General features: G+C 42.1%; 15 protein-coding genes. 12 read left to right on the top strand and 3 right to left on the bottom strand.

The window, feature by feature from the left end; all coding sequences use genetic code 11:
* Positions 1-79 precede the first annotated feature (79 nt).
* The 5 genes from nuoK to KZA12_RS05855 all read left to right on the top strand — a co-directional run bounded on the left by nuoK (position 80) and on the right by KZA12_RS05855 (position 6,473).
* Positions 80-388, top strand: coding sequence for an NADH-quinone oxidoreductase subunit NuoK (nuoK, locus tag KZA12_RS05875; RefSeq protein WP_201623248.1), 309 nt, complete (start codon positions 80-82; stop codon positions 386-388).
* Between the two features lie 4 nt (positions 389-392).
* Positions 393-2,267, top strand: coding sequence for an NADH-quinone oxidoreductase subunit L (nuoL, locus tag KZA12_RS05870; RefSeq protein ID WP_218689562.1), 1,875 nt, complete (start codon positions 393-395; stop codon positions 2,265-2,267).
* Position 2,268: 1 nt separating this feature from the next.
* A complete protein-coding gene (nuoM, locus tag KZA12_RS05865; protein ID WP_218689561.1) occupies positions 2,269-3,897 on the top strand; it encodes an NADH-quinone oxidoreductase subunit M in 1,629 nt (542 codons plus the stop codon).
* 3 nt (positions 3,898-3,900) lie between these two features.
* Positions 3,901-5,379, top strand: coding sequence for an NADH-quinone oxidoreductase subunit N (locus tag KZA12_RS05860; protein WP_201623206.1), 1,479 nt, complete (start codon positions 3,901-3,903; stop codon positions 5,377-5,379).
* 275 nt (positions 5,380-5,654) lie between these two features.
* A complete protein-coding gene (locus KZA12_RS05855; RefSeq protein ID WP_218689560.1) occupies positions 5,655-6,473 on the top strand; it encodes a ferredoxin--NADP reductase in 819 nt (272 codons plus the stop codon).
* A gap of 261 nt (positions 6,474-6,734) precedes the next feature.
* On the opposite strand, the gene KZA12_RS05850 is transcribed toward KZA12_RS05855, so the two are convergent.
* Entirely contained in the window at positions 6,735-7,574 is an 840-nt protein-coding gene (locus KZA12_RS05850) for a hypothetical protein (RefSeq protein WP_256932842.1), read from the bottom strand.
* A gap of 433 nt (positions 7,575-8,007) precedes the next feature.
* Here KZA12_RS05850 and KZA12_RS05845 point away from each other — a divergent pair, with 433 nt between their 5' ends.
* The gene (locus tag KZA12_RS05845) at positions 8,008-8,883 is read left to right on the top strand and encodes a mechanosensitive ion channel family protein (protein ID WP_218689559.1); all 876 of its coding nucleotides are present in this window, start codon (positions 8,008-8,010) and stop codon (positions 8,881-8,883) included.
* Between the two features lie 128 nt (positions 8,884-9,011).
* On the opposite strand, the gene ybeY is transcribed toward KZA12_RS05845, so the two are convergent.
* Together ybeY and KZA12_RS05835 are read right to left on the bottom strand one after the other, a co-directional pair.
* Positions 9,012-9,653, bottom strand: a complete 642-nt coding sequence (ybeY, locus tag KZA12_RS05840) for an rRNA maturation RNase YbeY (protein WP_218689558.1) — start codon at positions 9,651-9,653, stop codon at positions 9,012-9,014.
* A 225-nt stretch (positions 9,654-9,878) separates the two neighbouring features.
* Entirely contained in the window at positions 9,879-10,967 is a 1,089-nt protein-coding gene (locus tag KZA12_RS05835) for a PhoH family protein (RefSeq protein WP_218689598.1), read from the bottom strand.
* 575 nt (positions 10,968-11,542) lie between these two features.
* Here KZA12_RS05835 and KZA12_RS05830 point away from each other — a divergent pair.
* From KZA12_RS05830 to KZA12_RS05805, 6 genes are all read left to right on the top strand, one after another.
* A complete protein-coding gene (locus tag KZA12_RS05830; protein ID WP_218689557.1) occupies positions 11,543-12,883 on the top strand; it encodes an FAD-dependent monooxygenase in 1,341 nt (446 codons plus the stop codon).
* A gap of 111 nt (positions 12,884-12,994) precedes the next feature.
* Complete coding sequence (locus KZA12_RS05825) at positions 12,995-14,281, top strand: FAD-dependent monooxygenase (RefSeq protein ID WP_218689556.1); 1,287 nt, start codon at positions 12,995-12,997, stop codon at positions 14,279-14,281.
* A 26-nt stretch (positions 14,282-14,307) separates the two neighbouring features.
* Positions 14,308-14,997 carry an OmpA family protein gene (locus tag KZA12_RS05820; protein ID WP_218689555.1) on the top strand — a complete coding sequence of 230 codons (690 nt, stop codon included), beginning with the start codon at positions 14,308-14,310 and terminating at the stop codon, positions 14,995-14,997.
* 81 nt (positions 14,998-15,078) lie between these two features.
* On the top strand, positions 15,079-15,741 hold the full coding sequence (locus tag KZA12_RS05815) for an OmpA family protein (protein WP_218689554.1): 663 nt from the start codon (positions 15,079-15,081) through the stop codon (positions 15,739-15,741).
* Positions 15,742-15,799: 58 nt separating this feature from the next.
* Entirely contained in the window at positions 15,800-17,026 is a 1,227-nt protein-coding gene (locus tag KZA12_RS05810; protein ID WP_218689553.1) for a hypothetical protein, read from the top strand.
* A gap of 68 nt (positions 17,027-17,094) precedes the next feature.
* Positions 17,095-17,682, top strand: coding sequence for an OmpA family protein (locus KZA12_RS05805; RefSeq protein WP_256932841.1), 588 nt, complete (start codon positions 17,095-17,097; stop codon positions 17,680-17,682).
* Positions 17,683-17,688 lie beyond the last annotated feature (6 nt).

Below are 17,688 nucleotides of genomic sequence, written 5' to 3'. Positions count from 1 at the left end.
GGCAACGGAAGTAGCGGCTGTGCCATTTGCCCATGAAGTAGTAGGCTTAGTACAGCCTACTGTCGAGGTGCAAAACGTCTTGGGTATGATCCCCATGAGCCATGGACTTATATTAGCTGGAATTTTATTCTCTATTGGTCTTTGCGGGGTAATGGTCAGGCGTAACTTCTTATTTATGCTGATGAGTCTTGAGATCATGATGAATGCGGCCGCACTGGCATTTGTAGTTGCAGGCAGCCGTTGGGTTGATCCAGATGGACAAATAATGTTTATTTTTATATTAACCCTCGCAGCAGCTGAAGTCTCTATTGGGCTAGCAATCTTATTACAGTTTTATCATAAGCGTGGACATCTCGATGTCGATAGCGCCAATGAGATGAAAGGATGATGTCATGAGTCTATTACCATTAACCTTTATATTCCCGCTCGTTGGCTTTTTGATATTAGCCTTTATGCGTGACAGGTTGACTGAACAAGCAGCAGCGCTCGTTGGGGTAGGTAGCATGGCGCTATCAGCTCTTTGTGCGTTGTTTGTTAGCTTTACCTTTTTGACCACTTATCCTGCAGGTACAGTAGTCACTGTACCGATGTGGACTTGGATGCAAGTTGGTGATTTTGCGCCGACTTTTGGTCTTAGCTTTGACGGCCTAGCGCTGACTATGCTTGGGGTCATTACTGGCATTGGCTTTTTGATCCATCTGTTTGCCGCTTGGTATATGAAAGGCGATACAGGTTTCGCGCGCTTTTTTAGTTATATGAATTTATTCGTTGCCAGTATGTTATTGCTAGTACTAGCTGACGACTTATTATTGTTATATCTCGGTTGGGAAGGCGTTGGTATCTGCTCTTACCTATTGATTGGCTTTTATTTCGATGATCGGGCCAATGGTCGGGCAGCGATGAAAGCTTTTACTGTCACCCGAGTTGGCGACGTATTTTTGGCCTTTGGCTTATTCTTGCTGTACCGCGAATTTGGTACACTCAATATTCAAGAGATCATTACTCGCGCCCCAGATATGTTCGACATTAATAATCCTATTATGGTTTTGACTACCATGATGTTAGTGGGTGGAGCGATGGGTAAATCCGCTCAACTACCGCTACATACTTGGTTGGCTGATGCAATGGCAGGTCCTACGCCAGTATCAGCGTTGATTCACGCAGCAACGATGGTAACAGCAGGGGTTTATTTAATCGCCCGTATGCATCCATTATTCATACTGACCCCAGAGGTTTTATTATATTGGGTAGGTGGTGTTGGGGCGTTAACCTTAGTAGTCGCTGGTTTCTGTGCGCTGGCACAAACGGATATAAAACGTATTTTAGCTTATTCGACGATGAGTCAGATTGGTTATATGTTCCTAGCGCTTGGCGTTGGTGCTTGGCAAGGGGCTATCTTTCATCTGATGGCTCATGCATTCTTTAAAGCCTTGCTGTTTTTATCATCAGGTGCAGTCATCCTATCGGTACATCATGAGCAAAATATCTTTAAAATGGGTGGCTTACGTAAGAAGATCCCATTAGTGTTTTGGTGTTATGTGATTGGTGGTGGTGCCTTAGCAGCGATTCCTTGGGTAACGGTTGGTTTTTATTCAAAAGAAGCTATCCTGTGGGAAACTTATGCTACTGGCCATCAAGTATTATTCTATATGGGCGTGTTCGGTGCTTTCTTAACTGCTATTTATACTTTCCGTATGATTTGGATAGTATTCTTTGGCGAAGAGAAGACCCATGCGCACAAATTGACAGGAATGTCATATTGGCTACCGCTTAGCGTGTTATTGGTACTATCGACTGCTGTGGGTGCGCTAATTGTGCCACCACTACAAGGCGTACTGCCAGAGAGCGTTGGTCACTTATTAGAAGTTGCCGGTCAAGCACATGGCAAGCACACCGCTGAATTTATAGCGATGGGGGCGATGGTAGCAGGTTTACTAGTGGCAGCATTATTATATGTAGTCAATAAAGGTCGTCTGCTCACTAGCTTTAAGCGTTCAAGTATCGGTGGTGCCTTATTTTACTGGTGTTATCACGGTATGGGCTTTGATGCACTATACGATATAGTTTTTGTAAAACCCTTTTTACTCATCGGTCGTTTATTCAAGTCCGATCCTGTCGATAAAGCTTGGTTAATATTACCTAGGCTGGCGTCAGCGGGTAATAAAGTGTTGTCCGCGACGCAGACAGGGTCACTTCGAGGTTATGCTGCAAGCTTCGGCTTGGGAATGGCTGTATTGCTAGTGCTGGTAATGATGACGGTGGTATAAGATGATACAGTTACAACAAACATGGATGCTACCAGCATTAATTGCAATTCCATTTATTGCCGGTTTATTATGCTGGTTGGTAGAGCGTTACAATAAGCGTTTGCCACGCTGGATTGCCTTGATCGGCATGCTGCTGACTTTTGGCTTATCTATAGTGCTATGGCAGTATGGCAACTTTAGTGGTATGAGCAAGCAAGTGCTCGCACCGCAAGCTGCTATACCTTGGTTCGCTGAATTTAGTGTGCCTTGGATACCTAGATTGGGTATCAGCTTTCATTTGGCAATGGATGGTATGTCCTTGCTAATGGTAGGTTTGACTGGACTATTGGGGGTCGCAGCCGTTGCTTGTTCTTGGAACGAGATTCAACGTCGGGTTGGCTTCTTCCACTTAAACCTATTGTGGAGCTTAGGCGGCGTCATTGGCGTATTTATGGCCATTGATATGTTCTTATTCTTCTTCTTTTGGGAGATGATGCTGGTTCCTATCTATTTCTTGATTGCCATTTGGGGTCATGACGTAGTGGGCGGTAAGACCAAAGAGCAGGCAGCTACTAAGTTCTTTATCTATACTCAGCTCTCTGGGCTGATCATGCTGATTGGTATCTTATTATTAGTGCTATTTAGTCAGGCACATACTGGTAGATTTAGCTTTAACTATAATGATTTACTTGGCACTCCTATGGGAGGCTGGGAATATCCCATTATGTTGTGCTTCTTTATTGGTTTTGCCGTCAAGCTACCGATTATACCTTTTCATGGTTGGTTACCTGATGCGCATGCACAGGCACCTACTGCCGGTTCGGTTGATTTGGCAGGGGTACTAATTAAGACCGCCGCTTATGGGTTGATTCGTTTTGTGCTGCCTCTATTTCCGGTAGCCTCCCAAGAGTTTGCACCTATAGCGATGACTCTAGGAACAATCGGTATCTTCTATGGGGCGTGGTTGGCCTTTATGCAGACTGATATGAAGCGCTTATTGGCTTACACTAGTATCTCGCATATGGGCTTTATCGTTCTCGCTATCTATGCCGGTAGTTTGCTCAGCCTGCAAGGGTTGATGATACAGATGTTAGCGCATGGCCTAAGTTCAGCGGCGCTATTTATTATGGCAGGACAGTTATACGAGCGTTTGCATACTCGTGACATCACTGTAATGGGCGGTATGTGGGGTCAGTTTCGTTACTACGCTCCGTTACTGATGTTCTTCTGTGCCGCCTTGCTAGGTATTCCTGGCACTGGTAACTTCGTCGGCGAATTCATGATTTTATTCGGCTCATTTGCTGACTATCCAGTATTCGTAGTCTTTGCCACCTTTAGCTTAGTATTAGCGGGTTTATACTCATTACTACTAGTGTATCGCACGCTATTTGGTGTTAATAATATTAAAGAAGTCGCTAGCCACGAAACTAAGTCACATGGCCTACCTGAGCGCCGACTAAGAGACTTAGGTCGACGTGAGGTATCATTATTATTAATACTGGCTTTTGGGCTAGTTTGGCTCGGGCTATATCCGCAGCCAATATTGGATACTTCGAGCCACGCTATGCAGTGGATTAATAATGCTTATATCTATAGTGAAGTAACTCAAGTAGATGCATCGCAATTACTTGATGCAACGGAGGCACGTTAAGTCATGACTGAATTTACGATGAATGATTTGATGGGGCTGATGCCTTATGCGCCCATTGTTGCGGTGATAATTACAGTATTGCTAGTGATGATCGCTATCACTATTAAACGCTCACATGTCATCGCTGGTACTATTACAGTAATAGGACTTAACGTTGGTCTATTTACTTTAATAGGTCAGATGACTGGGATTATTGACAGCGGTCCGGCACTTTTTGAGGCGAGTCAATTATTTGCTATTGATGGTTTTGCCCAGTTCAACATGCTAGTTATCTTTATCTGTGCGCTGGCATGCTGTACTTTATCATATGCTTATTTTGATAATTATCATGACAATAAAGATGAGCTGTATTTGTTGATGTTGTTATCGACTTCTGGCGCATTATTGATGGTATGTGCTCAGCATATGGCCTCATTCTTTGTAAGCCTAGAGCTATTGTCAGTGCCGTTATATGGCATGTTGGCTTATACCTTTTTGCGTAGTCGCTCGCTTGAATCAGGGCTTAAGTATCTGGTGTTGTCAGCGACGGCATCAGCGACATTGTTGATGGGCATGGCCTTTATTTATGCGCAAGTTGGCTCACTAGGCTTTAAGCCTATTAGCTTACAGTTAGCCACTATGTATCAGTCGCCACTATTGATACTAGGTGCAGCGCTGATGATGTTTGGCATTGCCTTTAAGCTATCTGCGGCACCTTTTCATATCTGGACACCAGATGTTTATGAAGGGGCCCCTGCGCCTGTCGCCACTTATTTGGCTTCAGTGACCAAAGTGGCAATGATGGCGTTGGCTATCCGCTTCTTATTAGATACCAAGCTATTAGTATTGCCTTCAGTACAAATGCTGCTTATGGTGATGGCCACCCTATCTATTCTAATCGGTAACTTATTAGCAGTTCGTCAGACTAATCTTAAGCGTTTATTGGGTTACTCTTCGATTGCTCATATGGGTTACGTATTGATTGTGATCGTTAGTATAGGTCCTGGGGCTGATTCGGTCGTCACCATGTATATGGCGATTTATGCCTTTACTTCTATCGGTGCTTTTGGGGCTGTGACCCTGATGTCAAGTCCGTTTAGAATGACTGGCGAAGCAGACGAATTAAGCCATTATCAAGGTCTATTCTGGCGTCGACCAGTATTGACTGCAGTGATAACTATTATGATGTTATCCTTGGCAGGTATACCGCTGACTGCTGGCTTTATTACTAAGTTCTTTGCTATATTTGCTGCCGTGCAAGGCGCACAATGGTTCTTAGCAGCGATGATTATTATCGGTAGCTCTATAGGTCTGTACTATTACTTGCGCGTGATGTTAACCCTATTCAAACGTCCGAAGCAGTTTATCGAGTTCGATGTAGTAGGGCATTGGGGCGTACGTACAGGGGGTATCATGGTGATTGCAGTGACAGTAGTTATTGTATTCTTTGGTATCTTGCCAAGTACTTTGATTGAATGGTCAACGCTTGCTCGTATTTGGTAAGCACAGCTCAGCTAGATTTTAATAACTAATGAAGGTTGGCGCAGGCTGGCCTTTTTTATTTTTGGCTTATCCATTGTCTAAACAAGTTATTATTTTTTTAAAGGTACTGTATTTTTAAAGATACTATGTTTTTAAAGGTGCTATATTTTTAAAGGCACTGTATTTTTAAAGGTACTATAAAGCCTGTTTCGATAGGCGCTTGAATGACGAGCAGCCAACCACTAATTTATCAATAAATGAATGATAAAATAAATAACTAAGGGCGACTACTACTTATGAGTGATAATATTCAAACCGTAACAGTGCTTAGTAAAACCACTTGGACACCTAACTTATTTAGCTTTACTGTCACCAGACCGGATAGCTTCAAATTTACAGCTGGACAGTTTGTACGCTTAGGGGTTAATCCTAGTCAGTTGCAATATTATCAACAGCAACGAGCAGCAGCTGACCAAGCTGTCGATGAAGAGGTGTTTCGAGCTTATTCTATCGTCTCGTCACCTTTTGATGAAGTGTTGGATTTTTTTTCAATCGTCATTCCTGATGGGGCTTTTACCTCGCAGTTGCAGCACCTACAAGTCGGTGATAAGCTATTACTGAACACTATGCCCTTTGGCTTCTTGACTCTAGCTCGCTACCAAAAACCGCATCCTAAAGACTTGTGGCTATTAGCAACTGGCACTGGCCTAGCGCCGTTTTTATCTATGCTGCAAGACCTACAAACTTGGCAGGACTATGAGCATATTGTACTAGCTTATAGTGCGCGAACTGTAGAAGAGCTAGCCTACGTGGAGAAGATTGAGCAACTGCAACACAACTTTGGCTCCTTAGTAGATAATCCCGCTAAGCTAATCTTCATTCCTATTGTTACTCGTGAGTCAATGACCGATGCTTTAAGTGAGCGTCTGCCTAAGTTATTGCTGGATCAAAGCTTGCAACAGCGGGCCGGTATAGCCTTAGATATTGACAGCGCTCATGTTATGGTATGTGGCAACCCTGAAATGGTGGAAGATACCAAAGAGACGCTAAAAAGCTTAGGTATGGTGATGAATAGACGTGGTGAGGGTAATATAGCGGTAGAGAATTACTGGTAAGAGCGCGGCAATATTTTTTGATAACTAGCCATTATTACGTTGATAGCTATGACTATGCTGTTAGCCACTGTTATGCTTGTCGCCTCTACTATAAACGAAGACAGTCAACAAAAAGCCGCAATAGTCTTGCTAATAAAGACAGTTGCGGCTTTTTGGTTTTTTAACGACTAAGGCTTAGAGGTGTTGAGTATTACTCTTTTTATAGAGCATAAATGACAACCTTGCAAAGCATTGTCTAGACGTCTTATTTAGCCTTTTGGGTTAAGCCTCTTGACTGGGCTCAGTAGCATCAGCTATAGGATTGATCGGGCCTTTCATTAATTCCGGCTCATCTTCATCTCTAATAATATGTTCGCCATTACTACCACCTAATAAGTCACGATAGTTGATTTGTGCTTTTAGGACCATCTGCTCTTCTTCAGATTCTCCATAATTCACTTGAACTTTATGCAGAGTGCTCATGATTTTGTCATTATTCTTCATCCAGCGATGAATATCTAGATAAATAATATCATCTTTAGCACGAGCAATATTGATATAAGTTAAGATAACGCCTAACGGGTCTTTTTTTAGCACTTTATGATAAAACCAAACGGCCAGCTTAATGCCTTGACGCTTGATAAAAGACTCACAGCGTAGATTAAGCACATCAGTAAAGGTCAGTTGACCAAACACAAAGCGCTGCACATTACGATCTAGTTGCACGTGAACTAACTTAAAGTTACTCGCCACTTCGACATAGATACCAGCGACATTGATAGTACAGAATAGTCGAAACCATTTATCATGCAGCTCAACACGCAGCTCTAAAATGGCGTTGACATTATCAGTGACGAATTTCTGTAGCGCATCGTTGACATATTTTTCTGGAACGGGCAGCGATATTTCGTCTTCTATCTTATCGGTAGTTTTGTTATATAAGTTTTTGATAACTTGAGTGAGGCTATCCCAACCATTACCAAAAGACTCACTAAAACGATAGCCGAGATTTTCTACAAAATCATCGAAGTCAGTGATGCTATCAGTACTGCGTCGATTGTTGTCGTTGTCACTATTAGATCTGTTGCTATATCTAGGGTCAATGTTTTCAGAGTCGCTCAAGCTCTTTATCCTTGTATTCGATTATCCGTAAATTAGATGACAGCTATAAAGCTGTGTGATAGAGAATGAAATTAGTATATAGCAAAATAGCTAAGGGCAAAACTGATGCCGCCATATTGTAGCAAATCAGCTAAATAACCTACTAATAAACATCACATTATTGACCATTAAAGCACTAAGCGATCAAAATTAGAAGCCTGTGGCTGTGTTGCGCGCTATCATTATTAACCATAGCCGTCTAATTGGTGCTCATGTTATGATAACCTTTAGCATTAGTTAGTAAGTGCTGTTATTAGCCATTGCTGCATAAGTAGGCGCTGGTAGTGTTGATAAGCAGAGGTGTAAAGACAGCGCACAAAAAACCTTACTTAGTCAAAACCTTACTTAGTCAAAAGTACAAATAACTCTCATAAAGTTGAAATAAAGAATTGATATGGAATTTTTAGGATTTACCTTAGATGTAGCTACCTTGACAGATAGTGTGTTGAGCTTATTGTTTAAAGTTTTATTGGCCTTATTGATATTTACTGTAGGACGCTGGCTAGCTCAGAAAGCTACCAGAATTTTGCATGGTATTATGATTCGTAGCCGAGTAGATGTGACGGCTGCTAACTTCCTGAGTCGTATGCTCTATGGAGTGCTGATAGTCATCGTTGCTTTGGCGGCGCTAAATCAAGTCGGTGTTCATACTACTTCAGTAGTGGCTATTTTGGGTGGTGCAGCGGTCGCTATAGGACTGGCACTCAAAGATCAGCTGTCAAACTTTGCTGCTGGTATTATGATTGTGACTTTTCGCCCCTTCGTTAAAGGCGATTATGTACAAATTAGTAACTTCACTGGTACAGTAGGCGAGATTACTTTAGTCAATACTCATCTTACTACTATCAATAATCACGATATTATTATCCCAAATAGCAGTATCACCACTTCGGCAGTGACCAATTATACTTCGCTGCCCAACCGCCGTGTCGATATTACTATCCGTATTGGCTACGATGCCAACATCAAAGTCGTCAAAGACCTGATATTAAAGCTAGCCCATGATAATCCGGTAGCTTTCAATGATCCTGAACCTATCGTTCGCGTGACCAACTTAGGGGATAACTCTGTCGACTTGACTTTGAATGTTTGGACTACCAATGCCGACTGGTGGTCGATGCAGTGCGACTTGCTTGAGCAATTCAAAAACGTATTCGACGATGAAAACATAAACATTCCCTTCCCGCAGCGTAGCGTACATATCAAGGGATTAGATCAAATGATCAACAATATGGATCAGTCACAAAAGCTACCTATGACTAAAGACTAATGATGTTTGAAGCCCTGTTAAAATGAATGATGGTCACCTTTATCTATAGCCAACCTCATTTTATAACCTATACTGCAGGGCATTTTTTAACAAAGGTTATAAGTCACGCTATAAGCAATGTGATAAAGCTATAAATAAGGATTAGCTAAGCCTAGTGCTTGTAAAATATCTATCTCAAAGCTCTCCATCTCGTCCTGCTCATCTTGACCTAGCTCATGATCGAAACCTAGCAAATGTAGGATGCCATGTATTAATAAATGGCTAATATGCTGGGCCACGCTTTTATTCTGCTCTTGCGCCTCGCGTACCATCACTTCATGACAGATAATCAACTCCCCTAATGGCAAAGTCGGCATCAGCTCAATAATGCTGGCAGGCATCTGGCTGGGATAAGATAAAATATTAGTCGGCTTATCTTTACCACGAGCCTCCATGTTGAGCTCACGTCCTTCGCTAGCGTCAGTTATATAGACCTCTAAAGCTTTAGGTTTTTGTTGCCATGTGGCGTTATCAATATCTGCAAAGTACGGCAGCTGTAGACCGTCCTGCATACGCTTATCAATATAAGCTAAGGTTGCGCTCAGTGCAGTTTGTAGGATCTCTTCAGTATAAAAACTATTGATGAGTTGCTCGTCAATAGTGTCGATAGCACTAATAGTTATCTCAGCTGCTTGAAGACTAGTAGCTACAGTAGGGTCGTTATTAGTATGGTCAGTATTGGCATTGTCAGTATTGGCATTAGTAGTGCCATCATCATTAGCTTGTGTCATATCTGGCTCTTTTTATCAATTAATACAGCTTATATGGTAGTGTCTGAGCTATGCTTAAGCATATCAGCTGTCGATGTTAGGTTAATCATAATAACACGCCCTAATCTAAAGCATAAAAAACCAGACTATTATTAGTCTGGTTTTTCGTTTTTTAACAGTAGTGATGCAAAAAGCTAAGCGTTTAACTATTTGCTTATTCAAAAATTTAAAAGTTAAAGCTGCTAATTATAGCTTAGCAGCAGCGTTAGCAATGGCTGCTCTACGATCTTGCTCAGCTAAACGCTCTTGCTTGCGCTTTTCTTCAAGTATCAGTTGCTCATCATCGAATACATCATAAGCTTCAACGATTTTTTGTACTAACTGATGGCGTACCACGTCTTTTGAGTCAAACTTAGTAATATGAATCTCTTCAATACCACTTAAGATTTCCAAAGCTTGGGTAAGGCCTGATTTGCTACCTCTTGGTAAGTCGACTTGAGTAATATCACCCGTAATCACTGCTCGTGAGCCGAAGCCTAAGCGAGTCAAAAACATCTTCATCTGCTCAGGAGTAGTGTTTTGTGCCTCATCTAAAATGACAAAAGAGTTATTCAAAGTACGACCACGCATATAAGCCAAAGGCGCTACTTCAATCTCTTGGCGTTCCAGCATTTTGCCTACTTTTTCAAAACCTAACATCTCATACAGAGCGTCATATAAGGGGCGTAAATAAGGGTCGATTTTTTGTGATAAGTCGCCTGGTAAGAATCCTAGCTTTTCACCCGCTTCTACCGCTGGACGCACTAATAAAATACGTTCAATCTCGTTACGCTCAATCATATCTACCGCACAAGCGACGGCCAGATAAGTTTTACCAGTACCAGCAGGGCCAATACCAAAGGAGACATCAGAGGTTAAGACGTTTTTAACATAGCTTTGTTGGTTACCGCCGCGTGGAATGATTCTACCTTTACGAGTCCGTAAACTAATAGGAGTGAATTCGCTGGCAGCATCGGGATGCTCATCATCATTGCTAGCGGCTTGTTTTTCGTCGTCTTCTATATCTTGATCGCGCGAAATGCTAGATTGGATAATAAGATGTAACTCTTCTGGAGTAATGTCTTTAGAGTTTTGCGCTTCGTCGGCTAATTTATATAAGATACGTTCACCACGCTCAATACCCGTTAGATCCCCAGTTAGGCAGAAGTCACCTTGGCGTTGGCTTATTTTAATATCGAGACGAGTTTGGATATATTTTAGGTGATGATTGTATTCGCCGAGCATGGTTTTTAGGTGGGCTTGGGTCAAATGTTCAAATATTACATGGCGGTTCATGGAGTCAGTCAAGCGAATATCCTTATGATGTTTGCCCATTATTGGCTAAGGGCTAAATAGATAAAGTAGTGAGTGAATCTGGCTTATGGTTAACGGCTTTGCTATTGGTTTATTATGCTAAAAATGACGGTCGGATTTATTGGTTATTAGTAAGGATAAAGTTAGGGTTAGTAAATAAATAGCCTACATTCATTATGGTTGATAATATTTAAATTTCAAGGCATTAGCGGTTTACAGTTGGGCTGTTTTGTATATAGAGTGCAACCACTTAAGCTATTATTTACCGCTTACTAAGCTAGCCTGCACTCCAGTCTTCAACAAGGCTTAGCAGTAGCGTTAAGTTCACAGAAACTAAGATAATTTGTGGTAACCTAGCAGATAGTTTATAGCTGATTAACCGCTATCGTATAGCCAATCGATGGACGCATTCAAAATCGTAATATAACGATGAATGCATCAAACGGTGCGACAACTATCAAGCCGGTGATTAGATTTTGACAAAATTTTAATCGGCCATTAACTGGCTGTGAAATACCTTTTAAATACTTCTTAAATAAAAGCGATTAGGAATAATAATGCAAAATTCTAATGTTAATAATGATCCTACCTATTCAGCCTCTCACCATAATAAAACTCAGCAAGTTGACCAGCAGACCCCTAAAGCAAAGCTTACTGAGCAGCATGTACTGATCGTTGGCGGCGGTCACGTTGGCTTATCTTTTGCTTTGCTATTAGCGCATAAGGGTATCGCTAGTACTTTATTAGAAAAAAACCGCTATCCTGAGATTGGTCCTGAGAACGATCGCACGCGCAGCCATTATTTAGACAGTCGTAATACGGCATTATCACGGCGTACGGTACAGATTTATCAAGAGATAGGTCTTTGGTCTGAGCTGCAAAGCCATGCTTGTCGTATCGATGCGGTACAAATTAGTGAACAAGGCAGCTTTGGCAAGGCACAACTGAACAAGGCTGAAGAGCAAGTTGAATCTTTTGGACAAGTAATGGAGAACGCTTGGCTGGGGCGTAAGCTGTTATTAGCAGTACAAAACCAGCCGTTGATTACTATCATAGACAATGCTGAGGTGATTACTATCGATCAGCAAACTGATGGGGTGACGGTTACTTTTAATTATTATACTGGCGAAGAGGGTGAGCAGCAGTTACAAGGCAGCGTACTAGTCGCTTGTGATGGTCGTGATTCCAACGTGCGCCAGCTATTGAATATTGGCATTAGTACTTATGACTATCAGCAAACCGCTATCGTTGGGGTAGTAGAAACTGATCAGCCACACAACCATGTCGCTATTGAGCGCTTCAGTCCTGCCGGACCACTAGCGGTATTACCATTGACTGATCCTGAGGGTGATGGCAATGATGATTATCAGACCGGCTTTAGACGCTCAGTGGTTTGGGTCTGTCCGAACGGTGAAGAGCAGCAGTACTTAGAAGACGATGCGCACTTTTTAGCGACCCTGCAACAAGCCTTTGGTACTCGTGCTGGTACTTTTACCGCCGCAGGTCGCCGTGGTGCTTATCCATTGACTAGAGTACTAGCCAAATCACAAGTTGACGGTCGTTGTGTGATTATGGGCAATGCTGCGCATACTTTGCACCCAGTTGCCGGTCAAGGCTTTAACCTCTGTATGCGTGACGCCCATGTGCTGGCGCAGATGATGAGCGCGCAAGTGCTAAAGGGCGACGATCTTGGTGACAGCCAACTATTGAAACGTTATGAAAAAGCACGACAAACTGACCAAAAACGGGTGATTCGCTTCTGTGATGCGGTAGTCCATGGCTTTACTCATCCTAATCCAGTGATTAAGCTGGCCCGTAATGTGGCGCTAGTGGCTTTTGACAAATTACCTAATATCAAACCGTTAGTCGCTACTTATGCGATGGGGTTAAAGTCTTAATACTAATAACTAATTTTTATATTTATTGTCATCTCTCAACTTGATATAGATTATCGTAGGCTAAGTGACCCATTCACCCTATAACCGTTGCTTTATATTTAGGAATATCTTATGAAAAATAACCATACGCTCATCATCGGTGGCGGTATCGTTGGGGCAACATTGGCGTTAAAATTAGCACAGGCTAAGCGTCCAGTGACTTTGGTAGATGCCACACCTGAACGCAGCGCTGAATCTTGGACAGAAAAGTTAAGCCAGCGTGATGCTCGGGTGTATGCCTTAAGTTTAGCCAGTATTAACTTGCTTAAAGAGATTGGTGTGTGGCAAAAAATAGCACAGTCACAACGCAAAGCGGATTACTCACAAATGCAGGTTTGGCAACTTAATGGGATCGGCGAGTTACTGTTTGGTGAGAGCAGTGATGCTGATGCTGATGCTAATATTGATACTAATACTAGTCCTCCGACCATACTAGGCAGTATGGTTGAGCCAGCAGTGATTGAGCATGCATTATGGCAAGGTCTCCAGCAACACGACGTCAGTAACTATCTGACTGTGATCTCAGGACAGAAAGTAGTAGCGATGGACTGGCTAGGGGCGCAGCAAGGCTATAACGTGACTTTAGATGATGGTCGTGCTATCAAGGCAATGCTAGTAGTAGGCGCTGATGGTCGCGGCTCGTTCGTCCGTAAGCAGGCAGCGATCGAGCTTGATACTTTGGACTATAAGCAAACCGCTATTTGCTGTGCTATTCAGACCGATAAACCACATCAAGCCACTGCTCGTCAAGCGATGCTGCCTACAGGTACTTTGGCGCTATTACCTTTGGCTGATATTACAGAAGAGGATAAAGCCAATCCGCAGCATTGGCAATCCGTGGTTTGGACTTTGCCACGCAATAAGGCTTTGGCGCTGATAGAAGAATCGCCACGTTTTATCGCTGATCAATTGGCTGCTGCTAGTACTTACGAGCTGGGTGCAATTAACAAAATTGAGTCTATCGCTAGCTTCCCATTAGCGGCGCAACAGGCGAAGTCTTATGTTGCTGATAATTTAGTGCTAATAGGGGATGCCGCTCACGGTGTACATCCGCTGGCAGGGCAAGGATTGAATCTAGGGATGTTAGACGTACGAGCGTTATGTGAGCAGCTAGAGCATGATTATGTCCGTAGTGGCAGTCAGCTATGGGGTAGCAATCAAACCTTGCGCACTTATGAGCGCCTGCGCCGTCCGCATAATAGTCTAATGATGCATAGCTTCTCGGCACTGAACTGGCTATTCGCTGGCGAGTTGGCGCAAACTCGTCCTATACAACAAATCCGTAATGAAGGCATGTCAGCGGTTAGCAAGATAAAACCATTAATGCGGCTATTCGCCAGGCAGGCTAGTGGGGTTTAAGGGTTTGCTTATAAGGAGAATAAGCTATGAAAAATAGGTTATGGACAATGATGTTGGTTTTTTCTAGCTTTTTGATGTTAACAGCTTGCCAAAATTCAATGCAAAACCCTACATCAACCAATCAAATAGGACAGCTTGTAGATATACCTGTAGCTACGGTCAGTGTTGATAGCGATGGTGATGGCGTTAATGACGAATTAGATATGTGTCCAAATACACAACAGAATGCTGTAGTTGACGAGAGAGGCTGTCACTTTACCACTGGCCCTGAGATAGGTTTAAAAATGGAAATCCGCATATTTTTTGCTCAAGGTAGTAGTGATTTATTACCAAAGTATCAGCCTGAACTAGATTTAATAGCAGAAAAATTGCATGAATTTGATACTGCTACCATGCTTGTTAATGGCAATATTGCAGAAAATGAAATAGATGGTAATAGCTTAACGGCCAAGTCAAATACCTTAGCAAAAAACAGAGCCATGATTGTCAAAAGTTATCTGATAACGCAGCATCAAATCGCTCCTGAGCGTATAACAACATTTGATTGTAGTGCTAGAGCGCCTATCGCCCCTAATGATACACAAGAGCATAGGCATATGAATCGCCGAGTTTATGGCTTAGTCACTAGATCTGATGAAGATATCTATAAGACTTATCAAAAGTACTCAAAAACAGATCAATGTGTTGAGTTTAAACAAGATTATCACTATCGCTGATTAGCAATGTTGAGTAATATATTGAGAGTTTCAAAAAGATTGAAAATAAAGAATATGCGATAACTGAAAAAGGACATTGATATGAAAGCAGTTTTATATTTAGTCAGCACTACTCTTTGTAGTGCTTTGGCATTATCAGCGTGTCAAACTGCGCCAAAACTAGCGATTGATAATATAGTGAAAGCGCCAATGCCAATATTAATGGTGAGCCTCGATTCTGATAGCGATGGATATTCTGATGAGTTAGATGAATGCCCAGGCACTCCAATGAATATAGTAACAGATGAAAGAGGTTGTCCTTACTCTGGTGTTGGGATAGGACTAAAGATGGAGTATCGTGGTTTTTTTGCTAAGGGCAGTAGTGAGCTATCAAAAGAGTATCAGCTTGAGCTTGATAAAGTGGCCCAAAAGCTGCAAGAGTACTATACCGCTACTATGAGTATTGAGGGGCATGCTTCAACCGATGAAGTATCAGCTACTGATGCAGTCTTGCAAACAAATGCTCTAGCAAGAAATAGAGCACTTATCGTTAAAAATTATCTAATAATGCAGCATCAAATTAATCCTGAGCGTTTAAGTACTACCAGTTATGGCGCCAAGCATCCTATTGCCTCTTCTGACACTGAGGAAGGTAAGTCTATGAACCGCCGAGTTTACGGGATAGCTACTGCAGATTTTGATACTGAAGAGGAGATGTCCATGAACCGTCGTGTTTACGAGGTAGCTACGGAGCCTAAAGATTAATTATTTAATATTCAATCAGCAGATTTCGATGTAAAACAACTATCCAAAGGCAAACCACATGCTCATTCCAAAATACTGGGCGCACTATAAGCAGCGCTTTGACGCAAAAACTGAGTTTGATAATACCAGAAAGCAAGCCACTATCAAGCGTTATGGTTGGTCAGAGGTTAGCCAAGTGGATGCAGTGAATCATGCCAAAGCGCGGGTTATAGAGGCGCATAAGCAATGGCTGGCAGGTGAGGACATCCTCCGTCGTGAGCGTGCGGAGCAATATAACCAAGGCAATGGCATTCCTATTCGTGAGCAAATTATCTCTGAGCAGTCTTTATCATCGTCCGTACGATCAAAAGCCACTACTCATCTGATCGTTACGCGCAACAGCTATGGCGCACAAGTAGCGAACGTCGATAACATTGCCATTGTCGATGTTGACAATGATGACTTACTACAGCAAATATATCCCAATGATTACCATAAACAAAGTCTTATAGGCACATTAATAACCGATAAAAACAAACCGTCATCGATGAAACTTCAAGTTTGGGGCTTTGTTATTCTATTTATTATTATGGCTAGTATCATTGCATGGCAGTCGTTATCTTGGCTTTGGCTCATTGGCGTGATGCTACTAGGTACGGCGTTTTTATGGTGGCAAGCGGACAAAAACGAGCAATCCCAACTGCAAATAAATAAGCAGAAGTATGAGGCGCATTTGGCCGAGTTAAAGCCATTTATGACTGCGCTGCTTCAAAAACGTGTTGCTAGTCACCCCAATGAGCAGTTTCGACTGTATGAAACGCCGGCAGGATTTCGATTAATTGCGGTCCATGATTTAGTTTTGCCAAGCGATGACGTCGTTGCAGAATGGTTGACCTACTTCCACGCCGATGATAATTATGTACGTCTATGCCAAGTACAGCAGTGCTTTCGTGCGCGTTTAACTGCCAAGCCGTGGCGAATGCTTGAGGTCACTGAAAGTCAATTAAATAAGAAAATCCCGGCTAATGATTTCTGGTTTATAGATATTAGCCTTGATGATGCCAGCTTGGACGCGATGGATGAAGAGCAATATGAGAATTTTGAACAGCAGCACAATGAGATAAAAATGCGTCAGCAGTGGATTGAGAGCTACGATAAATTTGCTAAAAATTATAAAGCTTGTCGTTATGTTAAAAGTTTTGGCAATCCACAAATGAGTAATAGCTTAGCGCCAAAAGCTATTGATGAGTTTGTGCACTGGCATGATAAGGCTTGTCAGGTTGATAAAGACTTGCTGATGGCTTAACTGTTTTCCAATTTTATTCATTCTTTATAAATAAGTACTGAATTTTTATCATATCAAGGAAGATAGCAATGATGATTAAACTAAAATGTTATAGCGCTTTGTTATTAACGGCATCTATAAGCTTAATAGGTTGTCAAACTACCGAAATTGTAGCGCCTAAAACCACACCTATTTACGAAAATGCGCTCGCATCAAAAATAGATACAGATGGCGATAGCGTACTTGATGAGTTAGACGAGTGTCCAGGCACTCCCCATAACATAGTGATAGATAAAAGAGGCTGTCCGCATTCTCTACTTTTTGGTGAAAATGAATTCAGAATGGAAGCTAGAGCATACTATGCTGAAAATAGCAGTGAGATAAAAAGTGAATATTATGAGCAGTTAGATAAAGCTGGCAAAAAGATGCAAGAGCATTCTGACGCTGTCATGCGTATTGGAGGGCATATATCAAAACATGAAGACAATAGTACCAACCAGACATTATCAAGGTATCGCGCGGAAGGAATCAAAAATTATATGATTATGAAGTATGACATTGATCCTAACCGTATCAAAACTTCTTATTATGGTTCAGATCGCCCAATTGCGTCGAATGATGCCGAAAACAGTTGGTTAAATCAGCGTATTTATGCACTCATTAGCAATGTTGAGTAGAATAAC

The organism is Psychrobacter sp. BF1, from assembly GCF_019279065.1.
Taxonomy (GTDB): Bacteria; Pseudomonadota; Gammaproteobacteria; order Pseudomonadales; family Moraxellaceae; genus Psychrobacter; species Psychrobacter urativorans.
This window is presented reverse-complemented; position numbering and strand designations above follow the sequence as displayed.